At 55.4% G+C, this 21,851-nt stretch carries 19 protein-coding genes; all 19 read left to right on the top strand.

Annotated elements, in window-relative coordinates; all coding sequences use genetic code 11:
* Positions 1 to 5 precede the first annotated feature (5 nt).
* The 19 genes from P0120_18005 (at position 6) to P0120_17915 (ending at position 21,843) form a co-directional block, all read left to right on the top strand.
* Positions 6 to 1,601, top strand: coding sequence for an ATP-binding protein (locus P0120_18005; GenBank protein ID MDF0676207.1), 1,596 nt, complete (start codon positions 6 to 8; stop codon positions 1,599 to 1,601).
* Between the two features lie 34 nt (positions 1,602 to 1,635).
* Positions 1,636 to 4,146, top strand: coding sequence for an excinuclease ABC subunit UvrA (uvrA, locus tag P0120_18000; protein MDF0676206.1), 2,511 nt, complete (start codon positions 1,636 to 1,638; stop codon positions 4,144 to 4,146).
* Between the two features lie 275 nt (positions 4,147 to 4,421).
* Positions 4,422 to 5,309 carry a hypothetical protein gene (locus P0120_17995; protein ID MDF0676205.1) on the top strand — a complete coding sequence of 296 codons (888 nt, stop codon included), beginning with the start codon at positions 4,422 to 4,424 and terminating at the stop codon, positions 5,307 to 5,309.
* Between the two features lie 202 nt (positions 5,310 to 5,511).
* Positions 5,512 to 5,841 (top strand): DMT family protein, encoded by a 330-nt coding sequence (locus P0120_17990; protein MDF0676204.1) that lies wholly within the window; start codon positions 5,512 to 5,514, stop codon positions 5,839 to 5,841.
* A 156-nt stretch (positions 5,842 to 5,997) separates the two neighbouring features.
* The gene (locus P0120_17985) at positions 5,998 to 6,384 is read left to right on the top strand and encodes a hypothetical protein (protein ID MDF0676203.1); all 387 of its coding nucleotides are present in this window, start codon (positions 5,998 to 6,000) and stop codon (positions 6,382 to 6,384) included.
* A gap of 828 nt (positions 6,385 to 7,212) precedes the next feature.
* Positions 7,213 to 9,459 carry an AAA family ATPase gene (locus tag P0120_17980; protein ID MDF0676202.1) on the top strand — a complete coding sequence of 749 codons (2,247 nt, stop codon included), beginning with the start codon at positions 7,213 to 7,215 and terminating at the stop codon, positions 9,457 to 9,459.
* A complete protein-coding gene (locus P0120_17975; protein ID MDF0676201.1) occupies positions 9,449 to 10,297 on the top strand; it encodes a Pvc16 family protein in 849 nt (282 codons plus the stop codon). The genes P0120_17980 and P0120_17975 overlap by 11 nt, the downstream gene beginning before the upstream one ends.
* Positions 10,298 to 10,324: 27 nt before the next feature.
* Positions 10,325 to 11,569, top strand: coding sequence for a phage tail sheath subtilisin-like domain-containing protein (locus P0120_17970; protein MDF0676200.1), 1,245 nt, complete (start codon positions 10,325 to 10,327; stop codon positions 11,567 to 11,569).
* A gap of 13 nt (positions 11,570 to 11,582) precedes the next feature.
* Positions 11,583 to 12,764: a phage tail sheath subtilisin-like domain-containing protein gene (locus P0120_17965; GenBank protein ID MDF0676199.1), complete on the top strand. Its 1,182-nt coding sequence runs from the start codon at positions 11,583 to 11,585 to the stop codon at positions 12,762 to 12,764.
* Positions 12,765 to 12,806: 42 nt separating this feature from the next.
* Entirely contained in the window at positions 12,807 to 13,241 is a 435-nt protein-coding gene (locus P0120_17960) for a phage tail protein (GenBank protein ID MDF0676198.1), read from the top strand.
* Between the two features lie 6 nt (positions 13,242 to 13,247).
* Positions 13,248 to 13,625, top strand: coding sequence for a hypothetical protein (locus P0120_17955; protein ID MDF0676197.1), 378 nt, complete (start codon positions 13,248 to 13,250; stop codon positions 13,623 to 13,625).
* Positions 13,626 to 13,826: 201 nt separating this feature from the next.
* Positions 13,827 to 14,354 carry a phage tail protein gene (locus P0120_17950; protein MDF0676196.1) on the top strand — a complete coding sequence of 176 codons (528 nt, stop codon included), beginning with the start codon at positions 13,827 to 13,829 and terminating at the stop codon, positions 14,352 to 14,354.
* Positions 14,355 to 14,411: 57 nt separating this feature from the next.
* Positions 14,412 to 15,590, top strand: a complete 1,179-nt coding sequence (locus P0120_17945) for a hypothetical protein (GenBank protein ID MDF0676195.1) — start codon at positions 14,412 to 14,414, stop codon at positions 15,588 to 15,590.
* Entirely contained in the window at positions 15,581 to 16,249 is a 669-nt protein-coding gene (locus P0120_17940; protein ID MDF0676194.1) for a LysM peptidoglycan-binding domain-containing protein, read from the top strand. The genes P0120_17945 and P0120_17940 overlap by 10 nt, the downstream gene beginning before the upstream one ends.
* A gap of 29 nt (positions 16,250 to 16,278) precedes the next feature.
* Positions 16,279 to 17,328: a contractile injection system protein, VgrG/Pvc8 family gene (locus P0120_17935; protein MDF0676193.1), complete on the top strand. Its 1,050-nt coding sequence runs from the start codon at positions 16,279 to 16,281 to the stop codon at positions 17,326 to 17,328.
* Positions 17,325 to 17,972, top strand: a complete 648-nt coding sequence (locus tag P0120_17930) for a phage baseplate assembly protein V (protein ID MDF0676192.1) — start codon at positions 17,325 to 17,327, stop codon at positions 17,970 to 17,972. The genes P0120_17935 and P0120_17930 overlap by 4 nt, the downstream gene beginning before the upstream one ends.
* A 3-nt stretch (positions 17,973 to 17,975) precedes the next feature.
* The gene (locus P0120_17925) at positions 17,976 to 18,377 is read left to right on the top strand and encodes a PAAR domain-containing protein (protein ID MDF0676191.1); all 402 of its coding nucleotides are present in this window, start codon (positions 17,976 to 17,978) and stop codon (positions 18,375 to 18,377) included.
* A gap of 14 nt (positions 18,378 to 18,391) precedes the next feature.
* Positions 18,392 to 18,787: a GPW/gp25 family protein gene (locus P0120_17920; GenBank protein ID MDF0676190.1), complete on the top strand. Its 396-nt coding sequence runs from the start codon at positions 18,392 to 18,394 to the stop codon at positions 18,785 to 18,787.
* Positions 18,787 to 21,843: a putative baseplate assembly protein gene (locus P0120_17915; protein MDF0676189.1), complete on the top strand. Its 3,057-nt coding sequence runs from the start codon at positions 18,787 to 18,789 to the stop codon at positions 21,841 to 21,843. The genes P0120_17920 and P0120_17915 overlap by 1 nt, the downstream gene beginning before the upstream one ends.
* The last annotated feature ends 8 nt before the right edge of the window (positions 21,844 to 21,851 follow it).

Below are 21,851 nucleotides of genomic sequence, written 5' to 3'. Positions count from 1 at the left end.
TTCCCTTGGGCGAAACCCGCGTTGACTTGCAGCACCTGCTCGAAGACTTGCGCGATGCCTATCCCGGCGCGCTCGAAGAAACCATCCTCACCGAAGTGGTGGCCAATTCGCTGGATTCCGGCGCCACCTGCCTCCGTTTGAAGACGGAACCTGCCTTATCCACGCTGACCATCGTAGACGACGGATCGGGGATGAGACGAAGAGACCTGGTGCGCTACCACGATCTCGCCGCCAGCACCAAGACGCGGGGGCATGGTATCGGCTTCGCCGGAGTTGGGATCAAGCTTGGTCTGCTGGTCTGTGAAGACGTCGTTACCGAAACCAGACGTGGCAAGGAACATGTGGCGAGCCGCTGGCACTTGGCGGGACGGCACAAAGCGCCGTGGAAATGGATTCCCCCATTGGGGTTGGTGACCGATCATGGCACGGCGGTGCAGCTGAAGCTCCACAATGCGCTCTCGCCGCTCTTGGACGAAGGCTATCTCGAAGGGACGCTGCGCCGACAGTACCAGCCGCTGCTCGAGCCCGAGTTCGACGAGATTCTGAGTCAACATTATCCGAAAGGGTTTTGCTTCGAGGTCAACGGTCGAGTGCTGGCTCGCCATCACGCCCGTGGCGCCGAGGTATCGAGAATTGCCGTGTGCTTGGCGCGCAAGCGCAGACCGACCGCAATCGGCTACCTGACGCGGCATGAGACACCGGTCCCGGATGACCAGCGCGGCATGGCAATCAGTACGTTCGGCAAGGTCATTAAGCGCGGATGGGATTGGCTTGGTCTCACGCCGGCTGCGCCCGACAGAATGGCTGGGATGATCGAAGCGCCGGCCCTCGCCGCCGCCCTCACGCTCAATAAAGGAGACTTCGTTCGTGTCGGCTCGCGGGGCGCGCTGTACCTGGGATATCGCAAGGCCATCCAGGAGGCGGTCTCGCAGCAACTGGCTCATTGGGGCGATATCAGAGAATCCGCTGATAAGGCGAACCGCCGCGCCGTACGGCCGATGGAACGAGACCTGGAAACCGTCTTGGTGGAACTGGCCGATGAATTTCCGCTGCTGGCTTCGCTGGTCGAACAACGAGCCGGGGGTCAGAAGCGATTGCCCATTGAGCCGACGGACTCCGCCGAAGATGGACAGGCACTGCTTTCACTATCGGTTATGGCTCAGACGGAGGCCTCAGTGGAGTCTGTTTCCCCTGCAGAGGCACTCCAGGAACTGGCTGAAATCCAAGCACCGGTCGAAGAGGTGGAGGAAGAGCCGCTCCCGCGACAGGAACCTTCTCCCGGCGTCGCCGTCGTTCCAGGGGCCAAGGGACGGCCTCGGCCTGGCCGCTATGGACTCAGCATTCGATTCGAATCGTTGGAGGGAGATCCTGACCTTGGGCGTCTTGTCGAATCGACCGTCGTCATCAACGATACGCATCCGGCCTATCGCCGAGCTGTCGCGTCCCGTTCCGAGGGGTACCACATCGCGCTGACGGTGTCGTTGGCCTTGGCGAGATTGGCCGTGCCGCCGGCTGAAGAACACGAATTCGTGACGGCATTTCTGACTCACTGGGGTGAAGCGCTCGATCGGACTCCCCGCAGATCCCGCAAGCGCCGGTAGCCATCCGAAGTCGCATGCTATAATCCACTTCCCCATGGGCAACTCCATCATCATCAAGGGTGCGCGGGAGCACAACCTCAAGAATATCGACGTGGAGATTCCGCGCGACAAGCTGGTGGTCATCACCGGCTTGAGTGGGTCGGGTAAGTCGTCGCTTGCTTTCGATACCATCTATGCAGAAGGTCAACGGCGCTACGTCGAGTCATTGTCGGCCTATGCCCGACAGTTCCTCGAACAGATGGGGAAGCCGGACGTCGATTCCATCGAAGGCTTGTCTCCTGCCATTTCCATCGAGCAGAAGAGCACCAGCCATAATCCCCGCTCCACCGTCGGCACGGTCACGGAAATCTATGACTATCTTCGGCTACTCTTTGCCCGCGTCGGGCGTCCCTATTGTTTCCAATGTGGAGAAGAGATCACCGCGCAGACTGTCCAGCAGATGGTCGATGCGATTGCCTCGCTGCCGGAAGGGGAAAAGTTTCAAATTCTGGCCCCGATCGTGCGTGGGCGAAAGGGTGAATACAGGAAGGAACTGCTGGAGATGCGAAAGGCGGGCTATGTCCGCGCTCGCGTCGACGGCAAAATTGTCGATCTGGGTGAAGACATTGCCCTTGATAAACAGAAGAAACACACGATCGAAATCATCGTCGATCGGCTGGTGATGAAATCCGGCGATGCGCTCATGCGGCGACTGGCAGATTCCGTCGAAACCTCGGTCAAGCTGACCGGAGGCTTGGTCGGGGTGTTAACGGAAGATGCTCGAACGAGGCTCTATAGTGACAAGCTGGCCTGTATCAACTGCGGTGTGAGCTATCCGGAAGTCACCCCACGGATATTTTCCTTCAACAGCCCGCACGGAGCTTGTCCGGCTTGCGACGGTATCGGCTATGCCATGATGCAGGGTGATCAGAAGGAAGAGGATTTCACGCTATTGGAACCTTGTCAGGTCTGCCATGGGGCAAGGCTGAGGCCTGAAAGTTTGTCTATTAAATTAGCCAAGCAATCGATCGCCGAGGTGACCAGCCTTTCGGTTCGCGCGGCGGCGGATTTTTTTCTGTCCCTGAAGTTTACCGATCGCGAACTGGTGATCGCGCATCGGATCCTGAAAGAGATTCGTGAACGGTTGGGCTTTCTCGTCAATGTGGGTTTGGACTATCTGACGCTCGATCGAGCCGCGGCGACCTTATCCGGGGGCGAGGGGCAACGGATCAGATTGGCCACTCAGATCGGATCGGGCCTGGTCGGAGTATTGTACATCCTGGACGAGCCTTCGATCGGACTCCATCAGCGCGACAATCGTCGGTTGCTGCAGACATTGCTGAGGCTGCGGGATCTCGGCAACACGGTGGTGGTTGTTGAGCATGATGCCGAAACGATGCAGGCCGCCGATCATGTTCTCGACATGGGCCCTGGTGCCGGTTCGCATGGAGGGCATGTGATCGCGCAAGGGACGCCTCAACAGATCATGGGCGATCCCAACTCACTGACGGGCCAATACCTGCGCGGCGCGCAGACTGTGTCCGTGCCGCAACGACAGCGAAAGCCCAGAGGTATGCTTTTTATAGTCGGGGCACAGAAACATAACTTAAAAAACCTGACGGCGCGAATCCCGCTAGGCCTGATGACATGCGTGACCGGCGTATCGGGGTCGGGCAAGAGCACCTTGGTGCTGGAAGTGCTCTTTCACTCGCTCTCCCAGTTGCTCTATCACAAGAAGCCGAAAATCGATGGGTGCAAAGAATTGAGAGGAGTCGATGCGCTCGACAAAGTGATCGACATCGATCAGTCGCCGATCGGCCGGACTCCCCGATCAAACCCGGCTACCTATACCGGCCTGTTTGGGTACATCCGTGATCTCTATTCCAACCTGCCGGAATCCCGTGTCCGAGGCTATAAACCAGGGCGATACAGCTTCAACGTGAAAGGGGGACGGTGCGAGGCTTGTCAAGGTGATGGACTCATCAAGATCGAGATGCACTTCCTGCCAGATGTCTATGTGACCTGTGAGGTGTGTAAGGGGCAACGCTACAACCGGGAAACGCTGGAGATTCTGCACAAGGGTAAGAGCATCGCCGATGTGCTGAACATGACGGTGGACGATGCGTTGGAGTTCTTTGAGCACATTCCATTGATCAAAGCGAAGCTCCAGACGTTGCATGATGTCGGTTTACACTACGTGAAGCTCGGCCAATCGGCGACAACGCTCTCCGGCGGCGAAGCACAAAGAGTAAAGCTGTCACGCGAGCTCTCTAAACGCGCAACCGGACGCACCATGTATATCCTCGATGAACCGACAACGGGTCTGCATTTCGCCGATGTACAGCGATTGCTGGATGTGTTGGATCGGCTCGTCGAAGCGGGGAATACAGTGCTGGTGATCGAACACAATCTGGATGTCATCAAGAACGCCGACTGGATCATCGACCTGGGGCCAGAGGGCGGCGATCGCGGCGGTGAGATTGTGGTGGAGGGACCGCCGAGAGAGATCGCGAAGGCGAAGCGGTCGTATACGGGACAGGTGTTGAAAGAAGCGGGGGTGGGGTGAGGCGGGCGGAAGGGTGAACATTCCGGATTCGCCGTAATGCGATGAACCCCGTCGTCCTACCTCATCTCCCTGCTATTGGCTGTGCGCCTTACCGGACGAACTGACAGAACGGCGCCCAGCACCATTACTGCTTCCGGATGGCAGCTAACGCTACAGCGAAGCCTTCATGCTCATCCCTTCCGCCCGCCTCGAAGAAAGGAAAGGGGTAGTGATGGTTGATGGCGCTAATGGCCCTCAGCCACGTTTGATATTGATTCAGGAGAATAATGCCTCCCTTGACGTTGTTCTTGGATCAGTGGGCGATTATCAATTTACTCCAAGCGCCTTCATGTATGTCACAGCGAGAGAGGCTTGTCTTGCTCTGCAAAAGCGGAGCTTGCACCCTGGTTTTGACTATTTGGTATGTCCAGGAAGCGATAAGAGATGGTAACAAAGATAGGGCTATAGACCTTTGCAAAAAGATCGAAATGCTTTCAAAGGAAGTTCCATGTGTCTGGATTAGGCTGAAGACTGATCTGCAAGAAGACGAGGTCGCTGAGGATTTCTTCAATTCAATTGGAATACCCTACTGCAAACGCAGCCCATTCTGTGAAGGGGTTCTTGCTATTTTCCCGGAATTAAGTAGGCATCATGATATTGAGAATATTAGGAAGGAAGGATTGGTTTGGTTTTTCAAGAGGCCAAAGCTCTTTCATGGAGCATTTGCTGAGCAATCGAAGTATCCCAGTATCAAGTCGAAACTCAAATCGACAGTTCAGGCGACGGTTGGACGAAAAGGTTTATCTCGACAAGAGCAGAAGCAGTTCGTTCAGATGCTACTTCCATCTCAATTCCCTGGGGGCTTGGTAATAGCCGACGGATCAAAACGACAATATCTTCAAGCAATGAACATCAAGAAGTTCCGCGCCCTGGCTTTTGAAGCAGCGCTATCGGATGCAACAACAGCCGACACTCAGGCGCATCCTACTGAACAAGACCTGGTGGATTTGCAGCATGCAGTCAGTGTGGTCCCATATGCCGATGTTGTAGTTCTTGACGCTAAATTCCGCAAATATGCTTTGACCGTAAGGAAGAATTGGAAAGGTAAAGAGCCATTGGCTGAATGTTTCGATAATGTTGACGCCGCGCTGGATTGGATCGAAAAACAAGCCGTCAAATACTGAAGCGCAATGTGCTGCACTTAATATTTTCTTAGCTCAGGAGATAGTTTCATGGATGCGATCCTGTTTCTGAGCATCGCCAACCTCTTTATGACCCTTGCCGTGAGTTGATAGATCCTTCCGGTATTTGCTCATTTGCTTTCTCGCCACGCGAATTCAAGGGACAATAGGCCCACCTTGCTTAAAAGAAGGAGGAGTGTGTCCGATGCAGACTGTCGCGTTGCTGACGATTTCGAACGTCTTCATGACGCTGGCCTGGTACGGCCATCTGAAGTTCAAGGACTATCCCTTGTTCACGGTGATTCTGGCGAGTTGGGGAATTGCCTTTATCGAATATTGTTTTCAAGTGCCGGCCAATCGGATCGGTCACGGGGAGTTCAGCGCGGCGCAGCTTAAGACGATCCAGGAGGTGATCACACTGGTCGTATTCTCGATTTTCTCGGTCGTCTACCTGAAAGAAGCGATGAAGTGGAACTATGTGGTGGGGTTCGCGTTGATTGTCGTGGCAGTGTTCGTCATCTTCAAAGAATGGTGATGGTCCTCCGAGTTAAGAACATGTTGTCTCTTGCCCCCAATTCATGGGCTCATAGTCATTTCGGTTGATCGTTCCGCGCCTGCTTGAAGCTCATCCGTTAGACCACTACAATACCGCGAAATTTATCCCGATCCGTGAGCGAAGGGGGATATAGGTATGCCGAAGGCAAAGAAGACCGACTCGAGTGTGAAGGGCGAAGGTACCACGAAGAAATCCGCGTCGTCATCCCCGCTTGTCCCATCCACCGCAGAAGATTTTGAAAAACTCGGTGTGTTTTATATGGGCCGACCGTATGATCTCGCTACGAAGCAAGCCAAGCCGGGATGGCTGCTGTATGACTCGAAAGATCTGGTGACGCACGCGGTCTGCGTCGGGATGACCGGCAGCGGGAAGACAGGCCTCTGTTTGGCCTTGCTGGAAGAAGCTGCGATCGACAACATTCCTGCGATCATCATCGATCCGAAGAGAGATCTCGGCAATTTGATGCTGACGTTCTCGTGCGATGCGAGGACGCTGCCGGCTGATTGTTTCACCTCCAGCTAGAGTTTTGTCTCAATTGTATCTGACCCTCCTACCACTCACGGTGTCGTGGTCAGCTTAAGGAAGTTCACAGCTCCTGTGACAGAGTTCTGATTCCTGCCAGTGCCGAAATAATCGACCTTCTGAAACAATTGAATTAGCGGCGGACCTTCTGAACGCACGGATGCAGGACCGAGGGGGGCATCGACTTTGACCTTAATTCGGCGGCCAGGAGAGAAATTGCGTCCGGTGTGTGAGGCTAAGTATTCCTCAGAACGAGCGCTTATGCACACAGCGCCCTTGCGAATTAGCTCAGCTCAAGACGAATACCAGGATCCCGTGTACCATTTGTGATCCTGTGATAGGACATTCATGTACTTCTCATGCGGTGATCGATGGGAGAGATTAAGGTTGGCACTAAATGTGCTGTAGGGGAAAAGAAATGTGGATCAGGTGTTCTGAGCCATCGACATGTACGATGGACTCCTTATAAGAACACGCCATTAGGATGGTTTCTGAGAGACACGATTCAGGGGATTCAGGCTCCGTTCGAAAGGCGCTGTGCGAACTACTCCGAGATCGGCCATAACGCCTTCGATTTCCTGCTTCATGATGACCGGCGTGCTCAGGAACGAGCCGAAGGTCCGGTCTCGCTTAGTTCATCCATGGCACAGATGATCCGTAACGATTCGGAAAGTGAGTCTTCTTTTCCCAAAGCCCTCTGGGTGACCCGACAGCACCTAGATGACGAGGTCCAACGGAGTAGTGCACAGGATGTCGAGGCATCAATATGGGAGCGAATCAGTAGGCATTACAGGCAGGCTATCGGCCTCGGGACAAGTTAGGCCGAGAATGAGCGCCGGCGAGTCGAACACCCACGCCGTAGGATCCAAGGAAACCGCCGGCTCAAACCGGTTTTCGTTAAACGAGTCGGAAGCCATCTCTCAGCTGCTCCCATGGCTCAATTGGGTGGACGAACGCATTCGGTGCGCGCTGGCGGCCGGACAGGAGGTCTATGGGACGGGATCAGCCAACGACTCCTTCCGGGGCCTTTACATCACGCCACGTGACGTTGATCGACTCCTTGCCCAACCACCCAGCCAGCCGCTGTTCGGGCACAGCGGGTCTAACACATTTTCAGAGCATTTGCCGCTGCCTTCCGGCTTCTCCCGATTAGCGGAAGCCTGTCGCCTCTCCTCCTTCGATATCGCCGTCGTGTTTATCGCATTGGCACCGGAGTTCGACCTGCGTTACGAGAAACTATACGCCTATCTGCAGGACGACGTCAGTCGACGTCGGCCGACCGTTGATCTGGCATTGAATCTCCTCTGTGTCACCGTCCAAGACAAGCTCGATCGGCGGGAGCATTTCTCATCTACCGCTCCGCTGCTCCACCACAATCTGCTCCGATTGATCCCTGATCCGAATCAACTTCAGCCGCCGCTGCTGAGCCACTACCTGAAAGTCGACGAGCAGGTCACCAATTTCTTGCTGGGTCAAGAGCGCCTGGACTCACGGTTGGCCCCCTATTGCCGGATTATCACAGAGAGAGCCTCTCGAGCCGGTTTACAGGCAGACATGCCGGAAGAGGCCGCACATCAACAGGCGCTCTTGACGGTGATTCGCCGATCGCTCGATGTCCAGCGGCCCGTCAAGCTCTATTTCCATGGGCCCGGCAGTGCCTGGACGCTTCGCACGGTTGAGGCCTTGGTCGGTTGCATGGGGGCATCGCTGTTGGTGCTGGATGTGGCGCGGGCTCTGGGGTCTGGAGCGGATTTTGAACAACTGTTCAAACTGGCGTTGCGCGATGCGATGCTGCACGAGGCGATTCTCTGCATTGACGGCATAGAGGTACTTCGCGCGCCGGACCGGATCCTTCAGTACCAACGGTTTGAGGCGGTGCTTGCCCAAGCTGAAGGCCTGACAATGCTGACGGGAGGCGAGGCCTGGATGCCTTCCGGGAGCGGCTCAGCCGGTGTGATCGCTGTCCCCGTCGGAATGCCGGGCTTTGCCCAACGTCGTGCCCATTGGAGCCACAATCTGGAGATCGCAGGCGTCCCACTCGATGTCTCTGATTTGGATGCGCTGGCGAGCCGGTACCGGTTGATGCCCGATCAGATCTCGGATGCAGTGGTGGCGGCTTCCAATGCAGCCCAGTGGCGGACCGCAGTCCCATCGGACGATGCCTCGCCTTCTTCCAACAGGTCCCAGGCTACGGTGGCGGATCTCTTTGCCGCCGCATGCGCGCAGTCCGGGCAGGATTTGGCGAAGCTGGTGCGGAAGGTCGATGTGAAACACACCTTGGACGACATTGTGTTGCCGCCGGATCAACTGGCGCAATTGAAAGAAATTTCCGAGCAGGTTCGGCACCGGCATATCGTCTTTGGCGAGTGGGGGTTCGATCGCAAACTCTCGATGGGTAAGGGGCTGAATGTAATGTTCTCAGGCCCGCCGGGAACAGGGAAGACAATGGCGGCAGAAATCATCGCAAAGGAGCTCCATCTCCCCTTATACAAGATCGATCTTTCACAAGTGGTGAGCAAATATATCGGAGAAACGGAAAAGCACCTCGATCGGATTTTTGCCGCTGCCCAACGCACCAATGCGATCTTATTTTTCGATGAAGCCGATGCGCTTTTCGGCAAGCGAACGGAAGTCCGGGATGCTCACGATCGGTATGCCAATATTGAAGTCGGGTATCTCCTGCAAAAAATGGAAGAATACGAAGGTGTCGCCGTCCTTGCAACCAATGTGCGTCAACAGATGGACGAGGCCTTTGTCCGACGAATTCAGGTGATAGTGGAATTTCCCTTTCCCGATGAGATGCATCGCCGACACATCTGGGAAATCATGTTCCCGCGCGAAGCACCGCTGGCAAGCGACGTGGACTTGTGCTTGCTGGCACGGGAGGTCAGGTTGGCGGGCGGGAATATTAAGAATATCGCACTGGCCGCCGCCTTCTATGCTGCAAGCGACGGTGGGATGATCAGGATGTCCCACCTTATACAGGCAGCCCGGCGTGAGCACCAAAAGTTAGGGCGAACGTGGAATGATGCAGTGTGGAGTGAGCCAGGAGTTGCATCGCAGCATGATTCGTGATTTGAGCCTGACATTGAAAAAGATCTTGGAGGATCCGAATCTTCCGGAACCCTTAAAGACGGCACGAGTTGTCTTCGACCACCCAGCAGCGCCGTTTGCTCCCACGCAGCTGACGGTGGATGTCTTTCTCTACGATATTCGCGAGAACCTGGAGCTGCGGAGTAACGAACCGATCATTGAGCGGAACAATGGGCAAGCGACCATGGTCCGGTCACCCAAGCGCGTGGCCTGTTCATATCTCATCACGGCATGGCCCGTCGGGGGAGAAGAACCGGCGCTGCAGGAGCAGCGGATACTCAGCCAGGTATTGATGGCGCTTTCACAATATCCAACGATTCCAGCCTCTTTATTGCAGGGAAGTCTTGTCGGGCAAGAGCCACCGCTACCGATGGTCACCGCACAACCCGACGGGTTGAAGGACCCTCATGAATTTTGGGCAGCTATTGGGAACCATCTCCGGCCATCCATCACGGTGACGGTCACGATTGCAATGCAACCGTTCACGCTGGTAACCGCCCCCCTTGTGATGACCGAAGTGGTTCACGTGGGTGAGCGGACCTCACTCGAAGCAGAGGAAATAAAGCCGGCCACTCGGCTCGAATTCTTCAGTATCAGCGGGCGGGTAACGGATGCGACAGGTGGCCCTGTGACTGACGCTACGATCGTGGTTGTCGAAAGTAATATGGCCACGACCACGGATGTCGACGGACGATATCACATCAGAATGATGCGGGCGGGCGCGTATACCTTGCGCGTTCAAAAAGATGCGGCAATAAAACAAGTCGGTATTACGGTTCCAGCATCGGCTCAGAGCAATTACGACGTGCGGTTGACATAGTTAATAGGCCTACAAGGAGGACGACCTATGCCAAGCTATCTCTCACCAGGTGTGTATGTTGAAGAAGTGCCGTCGGCCATTAAGGCGATCGCCGGTGTGAGCACTAGTACAGCCGGTTTTATCGGGATCGTGCCGGACAAGATTCATCTCGTCGCCGAAGACGAAGCGCCCGCCACCAAGTTCGTCGACTTCTCTTTGCCGACGTTGAGCAAGATGCCGAAGCTGATTGCCAACTGGACGCAGTTCACACAAGCGTTCGGCGGTCTGGTGGGTGATTCAGCTGGTCCCAAGACCGCCGATCCAAGTCCTGCGATTGACGAGGGACACCGGCGTTTGGCGCACGCGGTGTACGGGTTTTTCAACAATGGGGGAAGCCGCTGTTTTGTCGCGCGGATCAAGGATAGCGCGGAGCTGGATGATGCGCTGCGAGCTTTTTCGGCAATTGATGAAATTGCGCTTGTAGCTGCTCCCGGTATAACCGACGATGCCTTACGCGACAAGATCGCCTCACACTGTTTCCAAACAGCCGATCGGTTTGCCATTCTCGACGGCCCGTCGAGCACCGATGATTTAACGAAGTTGACGAAGACAGCGGCTGATGCCGGCCTGATGCCCAAGAAAACCGATTTTGCAGCCTGGTATTTCCCCTGGATTCAGGCGTTCGATCCTGCCACCAAATTGCAGAAGCCTAATGAGGATGGAACCTTGGCAGTTCCGCCCAGCGGGCATTTGGCGGGTATCTATGCGCGTGTGGATACGCAACGTGGTGTCCACAAAACACCGGCCAATGAGCCCATTCTCGGTGCACTCAACGTCACACAGCCATTGAGCAAGGCCGATCAAGATGGGCTGAATCCCAAAGGCGTCAATTGCATTCGCTCGCTCAACGACAACATTTTGGTATGGGGAGGGCGAACGGTCGGCGGAGACGCGAATGCGGACCTTAAGTATATCAGTGTGCGGCGAACCTTGTTGTTCCTGCGAAAGTCTATTGGTGAGGGGACGCAATGGGTTGTGTTTGAGCCGAACACCCCTGCGGTCTGGCAGAAAATCATCCGGAATGTCTCAGCCTTTTTGACGAATGTTTGGCGTTCAGGGGCACTGTTCGGAACGACACCGGAGCAAGCATTTTATGTCAAATGCGATGCGGAGACCAATCCCGCCGAGCTGCGTGAACTGGGTCAAGTGGTGACGGAAATCGGTGTGGCCATTGTCCGTCCGGCGGAGTTTGTGATTTTCCGCATCAGCCAGGCGGCGGCTCAAGGCAAGTAAGGCGGAATCCCGGATGGCATCGCTCTATCAAAGTCCTGGGGTCTATCGGGAAGAGGTCTTTCTCAAGCCGGAAGCGAAACTGCCGACCGGTGTCCCGGGGTTTGTCGGTTTTGCGGATGCGCGGGTGAAGAAGGGAATCACCACCAATGTTCCCTTCTCCATCCACCGCCAGGCTGAATTCGTCACGCAGCCTGATGGCCGAGCCGGCAGCTATTTAGCTGATGCCGTGTCGGGGTTCTTTCAAAACGGAGGCCTTCGTTGTTATGTGGTGCTCGCGGACCTCGATCTGAAAAAAGATCGGGAGGGGTCGTTGAAGGATGCAATCAAGGCGTTAGCACCGTTGAATGATCTCGATCTCGTCGCAGTGCCTGATGCCATGCTCTTGCAACGGCCGAATGCCCGGCTGGACGCACAGGCCGTGATGCGGGTTCAATCCGACGCGTTGATCCACTGCGCGACGCATGGCAACCGACTGGCACTGTTGGATGCGTTACAGGATGATGCGACGGAAGTCGGGGTACTCGTCCAACGGCACACTCTTGGATTGGGGCAGGCAGAGCCGATCAACGGGGCTTTGTATTATCCCTGGCTCAAAGCATCGAATGGACGATTTGTGCCTCCTTGTGGTCACGTTGCAGGCATTGTGGCACAGACTGATGCCAAAGTCGGGGTGTTTAAGGCGCCGGCGAACGAGGAAATATTGGGTGTGCTGGATGTAGAAATTTCTGTGGACAATCGCATGCAAGATGAACTCAATCCAGAAGGCATCAATGTCATGCGGGCATTTCCCGGACGAGGAATTCGTGTCTGGGGTGCACGTACACTCAGCCGGGATCCCAATTGGCGGTATATCAACGTGCGCAGGCTGATTCTCACCGTGCGTCGCTGGATCGATCAGAATATGACATGGGCCACGTTTGAAACCAACGACCGGCGTTTGTGGGTACGGATAGGGCGGGAGCTCAGAACTTATTTGGTCGGTTTATGGCGTGCCGGTGGGCTTCGAGGACAAACGGTGGAAGAAGCCTTTTATATCAAATGTGATGAGGAAACCAACCCACCCGATGTTCGTGAAGCGGGAATGGTCGTCACAGAAATGGGATTGGCTCCGCGGTCTCCCGCTGAGTTTGTTGTCTTGCGGATTATTCATCGTCTTGGGAGCAGAGAGGTCCCGAGAGATATAGAGCTTACGTAGCGGCGGCCGGCAACCGCAATCAACCGGATAAGGAGGGTGCTTATGGCAACAGGAGCAAGAACAGATCCCTATCGCGACTTTAATTTTATGGTCGAGATCGATGGGATTACCCAAGCGGGCTTTCAGGAGTGTGGTGGCCTGGATTCCAGCACGGACCCCGTCGATTATCGCGAAGGTACCGATCCTAATCATGTGCGAAAGTTGAGCGGACTGAATAAGTATACTGCCCTCACGCTCAAACGTGGGATCACAGACTCCGATGAGCTGTGGAAATGGCGCAAGACCGTTATCGACGGCAAGACGGAACGAAAGAACGGATCGATCATTCTCCTGAACGAAGCCGGCGTCGAGAAGGTTCGTTGGAACTTTTTGGGAGGATGGCCGTCAAAATGGACCGGTCCATCGTTGAATGCGACCGGGACAGCGGTGGCTGTTGAAACCTTGGAAATCACTCATGAGGAGCTGAAGAAAGCGTAGGACGCTATGGTACAGACTGAATTTCCATTCACATTACCGGTTGGCTATGTGGACGCCGCCGGAGGAATGCATAAAGAAGGCGTGATGCGTCTGGCCACAGCGTACGACGAAATTATTCCATTGAAAGACCCACGAGTGCATGCGAATCCGGGGTATTTGTTGATCATCCTCCTTTCTCGGGTGGTGACCAGGCTCGGGACGCTCGACCATATCAATCCAAAAATGATGGAAGGGTTGTTTGCCGCCGATTTGGCATATTTGCAGGATCTCTATCGGCGAATCAATGAAAACGGTCACAGCCACGTCCGCACTCAATGTCCGCACTGTGAACAGCAGTTTTCCGTGGAGCTGAGTACTGTGGGGGAATCTGGCGCTACCCCTTAGAGCGGCTATACGAGGAGGTAGCGTATATTTCGTATCATTTTCACTGGCCGCATGAGCAGATTGTCGGGTTCGATCATCTCGAACGCCGGCGATGGGTGGCAGAAATCGCCAAAATCAATCAACGGCTCAACGAACAAGGGGAAACACTGAGGGGATAATGAAACATCCCCAAGATAAGGTGGAAGAGGAGAAAACAGACCCATGCCATCCTTCGGAATCAATGCCGCCGCCGGTCTGGCAAGCAATCTATTGGGAGTGCGTCTCGATCCATACCAGTCGCACAATTTTCTTGTCGAAGTGGAAGGGATTCTGGTCGGCAGTTTTTCCGAATGCAGCGGGTTACAAGTAGAGACTGAAACGACTCCTTATCGGGAAGGCGGCTTAAATGAGTATGAGCACCGTTTTGCCGGCCCGACCAAATATCCGTCTTTGATTCTCAAACATGGATTGACGCAACTGTTCGGGCTTTGGAGTTGGCATCAGGATGTGGCGAAGGGACAGGTCGAACGCAGAAACGGGACGATCTATCTTCTGGATAAGCAAGCCATTCCCGTGATCTGGTGGAATTTTACCGATGCCTTCCCCGTGAAATGGACGGGCCCCGATTTCCGTGCGGGTTCTGCAGAAGTGGCATTCGAAAGTGTTGAACTCGTTCATCGCGGTCTGAGTCGGCCGGCCTTGGCTGCGCTGGCCGCAGGCATCGGCGCTGCAACGGCCAAACTGTTGTAAAGGAACTCTGTCGGCATGGATGAGCCGCAGGATGCAATACATATCGGAGCGAATAAGATGGATCGGAGGGGAGATCAGCCTTCTCTTCTCGCAGTGCGTTTGATTCGGCGGAGAACACACCCGATCGGTGTGGTTGACGTGCGGCATCCAGAGGAAATCTATGCGCGCACGGTCGCCTGGCTGAGCAAACGGTTCCCCCTTCTGGAGCCGGTGATGGCCCGCTGTCGAAACAGCGACGGTATCCCCTTCGAATCCAACGGGTTCGTGTTGAGAATGCCCGGGGTGGATGGAGATGGAAATGAGGAACAACGTATCGCACCACCTCCTGTGACCGGTTTGCCACGTTTAACCGCATCATCTTTTTCGTCGCCCTCGGGCGCTGTCACCGGTGAACCGCTCCCTTCCTCTTCTGCAGAATTGTTCCGGGTCAGTCGGCGGCCGCATCGTGGTGCCGCTCCTTCATCAGCAAGCGGGGCTCCGAAACTGAGCGCCAAAACCAACGAGGAGATGCCACGAGCGAGCCATTCGGTTCATCGCGCCGAAGAGAAGGCAGACGTGTCGGTCGGATCAGTGAGAGGAGGACAGAGCGGGGCACTTCAACCGGTGACTCACCAACAGAGTCCCGTTCGGTCGCGCGAGTCATCCAAAATACGAGCGGCGGCACTGTCTCCTTCTGATGCCGGATCAGCCGGCACAGAAGAGAAGTTGGTTCTTCGGAAAGCGAATCCGCTTCAAAACATGTTCGATGCGCCGCGAGGAGACGCCGGTCTGGCGTCTCCTCTCACTCATCATGGGAAGCGTGGTGGGCCAGGGTCATTGTCGCCTCCACGTGCCGGTCCGTTCGTCATGACCGAGCGAGTGGGAAGACAAGTTGAACAGATGCCGTGGCTGTCGAGCCGTATGCAAACGAACGGGCAATATTCTCGTGTGTCTCCTTCTTCCGAAGAAGCGAACGTAAATCTGATGGTGTGGAAGACGCGGGCACGCTCGATAGAGAACGTAGAAGAGGCATTGCGCGATCTCAGTCGCCGGGTCATGCAGCGCCAGGATCGTGAAGCCAGACCGGCTGAAGCGGTGCCGAACCTCGTCACGCAAGCTCACACGGCACAGCAGTCTGCGACGAGTCCGCAGGAGGCGAAGGTTGACATCGGCGCCCTAGCCGAAAGGGTGAGTCGCGTGATTGCTCGTCAACTGATTGCCGAGCGTGAACGACGAGGAGTGGATGGATGGCGTTAGAAAAAATCAAAATTGCTCCGTTGGACAAAGATGGGCATCCGGTTGAAAGCCGGGCTTTCCATGTGTTGTTCAATCCCAACACCTATTCGATTTCTAAGTCCGTGACATGGAACGGGTCTGCAGATAGAGCTTTGAATGCGCCACCGTTGACATTCGGTGGCGGCGACAATCGTGTCCTCACGCTGAATCTTTTTTATGATGTCACCGATCCATCGGCTTTAGGGGGAAAACTGATCAGGGATGTCCGTCAAGAAACGAACAAAATGGTCGCCTTGACTCAAATCGAGCGCAAACGAGACCGTCCTCCTGCGGTCATGGTCTTGTGGGGAGGCGCTCCACCACATAATTCTGATTTCCCGTTTATCGGAGTGATCACCCAGTTGTCACAGACTTTCAAGTTGTTTACGAACGAGGGGGTTCCGGTTCGGGCGGAATTGTCCGTGATTTTCAAGGAATACAAAGACCCGAAAAAAGATAAGCAGGAGACTGATCCCGACTTCACGACAAGGTTGGTCAAACGAGGCGATACATTGAGCAGTATTGCGGCGGAGATGTACGGCGATCCTAGGATGTGGCGGAGAATTGCAGACGCCAATTCTCTGGATGATCCACGACGGCTTGAAATCGGTCGTCGGTTGTCCATTCCAGGTACGAATTGAAGGCAGCTTTACGGAGTGGGGGGTAACAAATGGCAGGTTCAGGGCTGCCCGTTCCGGCGGTGAAGGTTTTTACGAATGGGCAAGCACTGGCTCCTGAAGTGGAGCTTGTCAGCATCACCGTCGATGACACTGTAGATCTCCCCGGCATGTTTGCCATGGAAATCCTCAACTCAGATGCGGCGTCCGGGGAGTTGATCCTCGATCAACAACAATTTGCCGTCGGGAATGAGGTAGAAATCAAGCTTGGGTATGGAGCGGATCTGGCCTCTGTCATGAAGGGTGAAATCACGGGAATAGAGGTGGAGTGCACCTGGTCTACATTGCCGAAGATGACGGTGCGGGGATACGATCGTCGGCATCGTCTCCAACGCGGTCGGAAGTCCCGCACGTTCCTGAAGCAGACGGATAGCGCCATTGCCAAAAAAATCGCACAGGAAACGGGCCTTTCAGCGAACACGAAGGACAGCCGAGTGCAATATGATTATGTGTTCCAGGCGAATCAAACCGATATGGAATTTTTGATCGAGCGAGCCGGACGGATCCAGTACGGCCTCACAATCGACGACAAGACGCTGAATTTCCTTCCTGTCGCCAATGCGGAAGGGAGTGTTCTCACGCTGACGCTGAAAGATGATTTGATGGAATTTTCCTCACGGTTGTCTTCGATCGGACAGGTCGATCAAACGACCGTCCGGGGCTGGGATCCTAAACAGAAACAAGCGTTGGTCGGCGTGGGACGAGAAGCGAATGTCACGACCAAAATGGGCGGATCGAGGAGTGGGGCTGCGGTGGCGAAACGGGCATTCGGCGCCGCAATAGGGATAACGACTGATAGTCCTGTGATGACACAAGCGGAGGCGGATGCAGTCGCCAAGGCCGCTATCAATGCATCGGTCTTGGGATTTATTACCGGAGAAGGTGTGTGCCAGGGGCGGACCGACTTGCGGGCCGGGAAGGTGATTACGCTCGGCGGTTTGGGGAAACAGTTCAGCGGGCAATATTATGTCACGGCAGTCAGTCATCGGTGTGGAGAAAGCGGGTATACCACCCGCTTTACGGTTCGAAGGAATGCGGTATGAATTTGTACGACCTTCTCAGTGATAGAGAGGGACCAAAAGCTGTGACGTCAAAAACAACCGGCGTCGTAGTGGGAATTGTGACCAACAATCAAGATCCCGACAAAATGGGCCGGGTGAAACTCAAGTTTCCATGGCTGAGCGATGAAGAGGAAGGCTATTGGGCGCGCATGGCGGTTCCCATGGCAGGGAGCGAGCGGGGGATATATTTTCTCCCGGAAGTGAATGATGAAGTGCTCGTCGCCTTCGAGCAGGGCGATGCACGGTTCCCCTATGTAGTCGGTGCACTCTGGAACGGGAGAGACGCGCCGCCGGCTGAAAACGGCGACGGGAAAAACAATGTTCGTGTCATCAAGTCGCGCAGCGGTCACGTCATCCGACTGACCGATGAGGACGGCAAAGAAAAAATAGAAATTGTGGATAAGAGCGGGAACAATTCGGTGGTCTTCGATACAGCCGAGAATACAATTACGATCACGGCGGATAAAGATATCGTCCTGTCGGCGTCCAAGGGAAGCATCAAGTTGAACGCCCGGCAGATAGAGATCAAATCCTCAGCTGACACCAAGATCGAAGCCGGAGCGGGGATGGATGTGAAGGCCGGTGCGACGATGAACATCAAAGGACAAGTCGTGAACATTAATTGAGCAATGGGACAACCTGCGGCCAAAAAAAACGACCGGATTGTTGCGGTCGATATTCATATCGTCATGGTTCCGGCGCCGACGGGTCCTCCTGTGCCCACGCCGCTGCCCCATCCATTTACGGGTATCATCAACGGCAATCTCAGCAGCGATGTCAACATCATGGGCCAGCCGGCCGCCACCATTGACAGCACGGCGGATAATACACCGTCTCATGTTCCAACACCGCCGGGCACCGCATTTCAAAACCCACCGGCGAACAGGGCGACCATCAAGCTTGGAAGTCCAACGGTGAGGATCAACGGCAAAATGGTTGCGCGGAACGGTGATATGGCGATGACATGCAACGATCCCGCGGATATGCCGGTTGGTAAGGTCATTGCCGTCGGCACGGTGTTGATCGGATGAAAGGAGGGAAAAGCATGTCCAGGCCGCTGCTGGGTATCGGGATAGGGTATCCGGTTTCAGTGGATGAACAGGGATCGTTCACGCTTGCGGCCTATGAGGAAAGCGTTCGGCAATCTGTGTGGATCATATTGGGAACCGCGAAAGGCGAGCGGGTCATGCGTCCGGACTTCGGATGTGGCATTTATGATTTGGTCTTTGACATCAATAGCGCCGCAACAGCGGGCAGTGCGGCGCAAGCCGTACGCGATGCGCTGTTGGTGTTCGAACCCCGCATCGATGTGGTGGAGGTACATGTAGCGCCGGATGACGGTGGAGAGGTCCTGCTGATCAGTGTCGACTATCAGGTTCGCGCGACGAATAACGCGTTCAATTTGGTTTATCCGTTCTATCTAGAAAGGAGTGCGGTCTGATGTCGGGCCAGGCCCCTCTCATCGATCACCGTACGACATCGCACATCGTGGTGCAGGTGCGCGAGTTAGTGAAGACCTACACGGCCGGCTATCCGGAGGCGGATCTGGCCAAAGGTGTCGGCGCAGCGTTGGTCGGCATCGTCGGGCGATTTTCGGAAATTATCCTTCAGCGACTCAATAAGGTGCCGGAGAAAAATCTCCTTGCGTTCCTGGATTTGCTTGGCGCGTCGTTGACTCCTCCGCAATCAGCTCAGGTGCCGCTTACGTTCTCATTAGCTCAAGGGAGTGTCGTAGACGGGGTGGTCCCTCAAGGGACCCAGGTCTCGGCTCCTCCGGCTGAAGGGAAACAAGAACCTGTCGTGTTTGAGACGGAGCGGGAACTGGTGGTGACAGCGGCGCAGTTAACCTCCATCTTCGTCTGCGAACCGGCGTACGACCGGTACGATGATTTCAGCGGACTCAGTTCTGCCTCTGTGGACGTCGGCGTACCGGCGTTTCGAGGAAGTCGTCCGATCGAGCATCTCACATATTTGGGGCAGGATGCGGTGTTAGGCGTTTCCAATTTGAAGAGTGTGACACTCAGCATCGTGCTGGATCAGCCCATCGAGAACCCGGATCCACGAAAGATCATGTGGGAAAGCTGGGACGGGGCGGCAGGAATTCCTCTATTGCCTAACGATGGGACGGCCGATCTGACAAAAAGCGGCGAGATTGTGTTTACGACAGGGTTGTCTTCCCTCTCTAGGCAGGCCGTAGGGAAAAGGACCAGTCGATGGATACGGTGTCGATTAGCGACGCCCATTTCGCCGGCAGGGCAAGCCCAAAGCGGGACGGTGCGCGCCGATCAGTTGCCGCAAGTGAAGTCGATTACGATGCAGACCACAGTCGGGAAAGACGGACTGGCCGTGGATCACGCCTTTGCCGATGCGGCTCCGGTGGATACCACCAAGGATTTCTATCCATTCGGAGAAAAGCCGAGGTTCAGCGATGCATGGTATATAGCCGGCAAAGATGCCTTCTCGCAGGCCGGCGCGAAGGTCACGCTGACCATCACCTTGACGGATCCGACATCTGGGATTCCGGCCCCGAGGACCGATGGAAATCCGAAGTTGGCGTGGGAATGCTGGGACGGCAACACCTGGTTTGGGATAGGAACGGCTACCGCAGGCAGTGAGACAAGAGCGACCACGTTTTCCGATACGACACGCGCCTTCACTCAATCCGGCACTGTCGTGCTGACGTTGCCGACGACGGTCATGCCGATGACGGTCCAGGGAGTCGAGAGCTACTGGTTACGTGTGCGACTGACATCGGGTAACTACGGTATCGATGCTCACTTCGAACTGATCGATCCGGCTCACCCCGAGAAGGGGTACAAGCTCATTCCAGCAACATTCGCTCCGCCATCGATCGGCCGATTGACGGTGGGGTATAGCTTGACGACGGCAGCAACTCCGCTGAGTGCCGTGGTGACATACAATGATTTCTCGTATGAGGATGTCACGGGTAGGACGTTTGCTCCGTTTCGACCGGCGCAAGACTCGTATCCGACATTGTACTTCGGATTGACTCTTCCTCCATCCCGCGCAACGTTCCCTCATAATACGATAAGCCTGTACGTCCGAATTCGTGAAGTGATCTATGGGGCGAAGCTGGATAACCCTTCTCCGGCGTCGTCACCGCGTCTGGTGTGGCAAATGAAGGATGGACACGGTTGGCAAACAATCAGCGTGCGCGATGAAACACAAGATTTGACGAGACCGGGATTGGTGGAGTTCTTACCTCCGGCAGGGCTTGTATCGGGATCAGCTTTTGGAGTCGAGCGGTACTGGCTTCGTGCGCAGTGGGAGTCCGGTGACTATCGATTCGTGCCGAAAATACGGCAGGTCGTTCTCAATACCGCGATGGCGTCGCAACTGATATCTGTGACCAATGAAATCCTTGGGTCTGGAAACGCGGATGAGAATCAGCGGTTTTCGACGGCACACTCTCCGGTGTTGGCCGGTCAACGGCTGGAAGTACGTGAACTGGAGATGGCGACTGCCGCAGAGCGAGCGACTCTTGAACGGGAAGAGGGAGCGGACGCCGTTTCTGTGTTGCTCGATCCGACCGGACGTCCAGAAGAGATTTGGGTGCGTTGGCATGAAGTGCCCGATTTCTACGGTTCGGGTCCGCGGGATCGGCATTATGTGATGAACCACTCGACTGGAGAAATTCGTTTCGGCAATGGAGTCAATGGACTGGGTCCTCCGACCGGCATCGGGAATATCAGAATGGCGCGGTATCAAACCGGCGGCGGCATAGCAGGCAATAAGTCGGCCGACACGATCGTTCAACTCAACACGACGATTCCCTATGTCGATAAGGTGACGAATCTCGACGCCTCATTTGGGGGAGCTGAAGCTGAACTTCCGGCAGACCTCCTGAATCGCGCTCCACGTGCAATCCGTCATCGTGGGCGGGCCGTGACACTGGAAGATTATGAAGATTTAGCCGTTCTGGCGTCTCCCGATGTCGCCAGAGCCAAATGTGTGCCGTTGCGTGATCTGATCGATGATCCGCTCGATACGAAACCTAGAACGCCTGGAGCGGTCAGTGTCGTGATCGTGCCGCGTTCGAGTGAAGGGAAACCTCTGCCGAGCCTGGAACTCATGACTCGCGTTCAGAGCTATCTGGAGAGGTACAGTGTACCGACGGCAACAGTGGCAGTGGTCGGGCCACTCTATGTGAAGGTCAATATTACCGTGGAAATTGCTCTCGTTTCCTTGGAAGGAGCACGTCGTGTCGAGCAGGCTGCGCAAGATCGGCTTGCCGCATTTTTGCATCCTCTGGTCGGAGGCCAGGAAGGGAATGGGTGGGCATTTGGTCGTGAACCAAGCAAATCGGATATCTATGCCGCACTCGGAACGATCTCCGGCGTGGATCATGTTCGATCATTGACGCTGAAACTCGTCGCCGATTTGCCGGATGTGGACCTGCAAGCGGTTACCGCAACCGGGCGATTCTTAGTTTATTCGGGCCTGCATCAGATTGCGTTGATTTCTGAAGAGGCGTGATGAAGAAC

The organism is Nitrospira sp., assembly GCA_029194675.1.
Taxonomy (GTDB): Bacteria; Nitrospirota; Nitrospiria; order Nitrospirales; family Nitrospiraceae; genus Nitrospira_D.
This window is presented reverse-complemented; position numbering and strand designations above follow the sequence as displayed.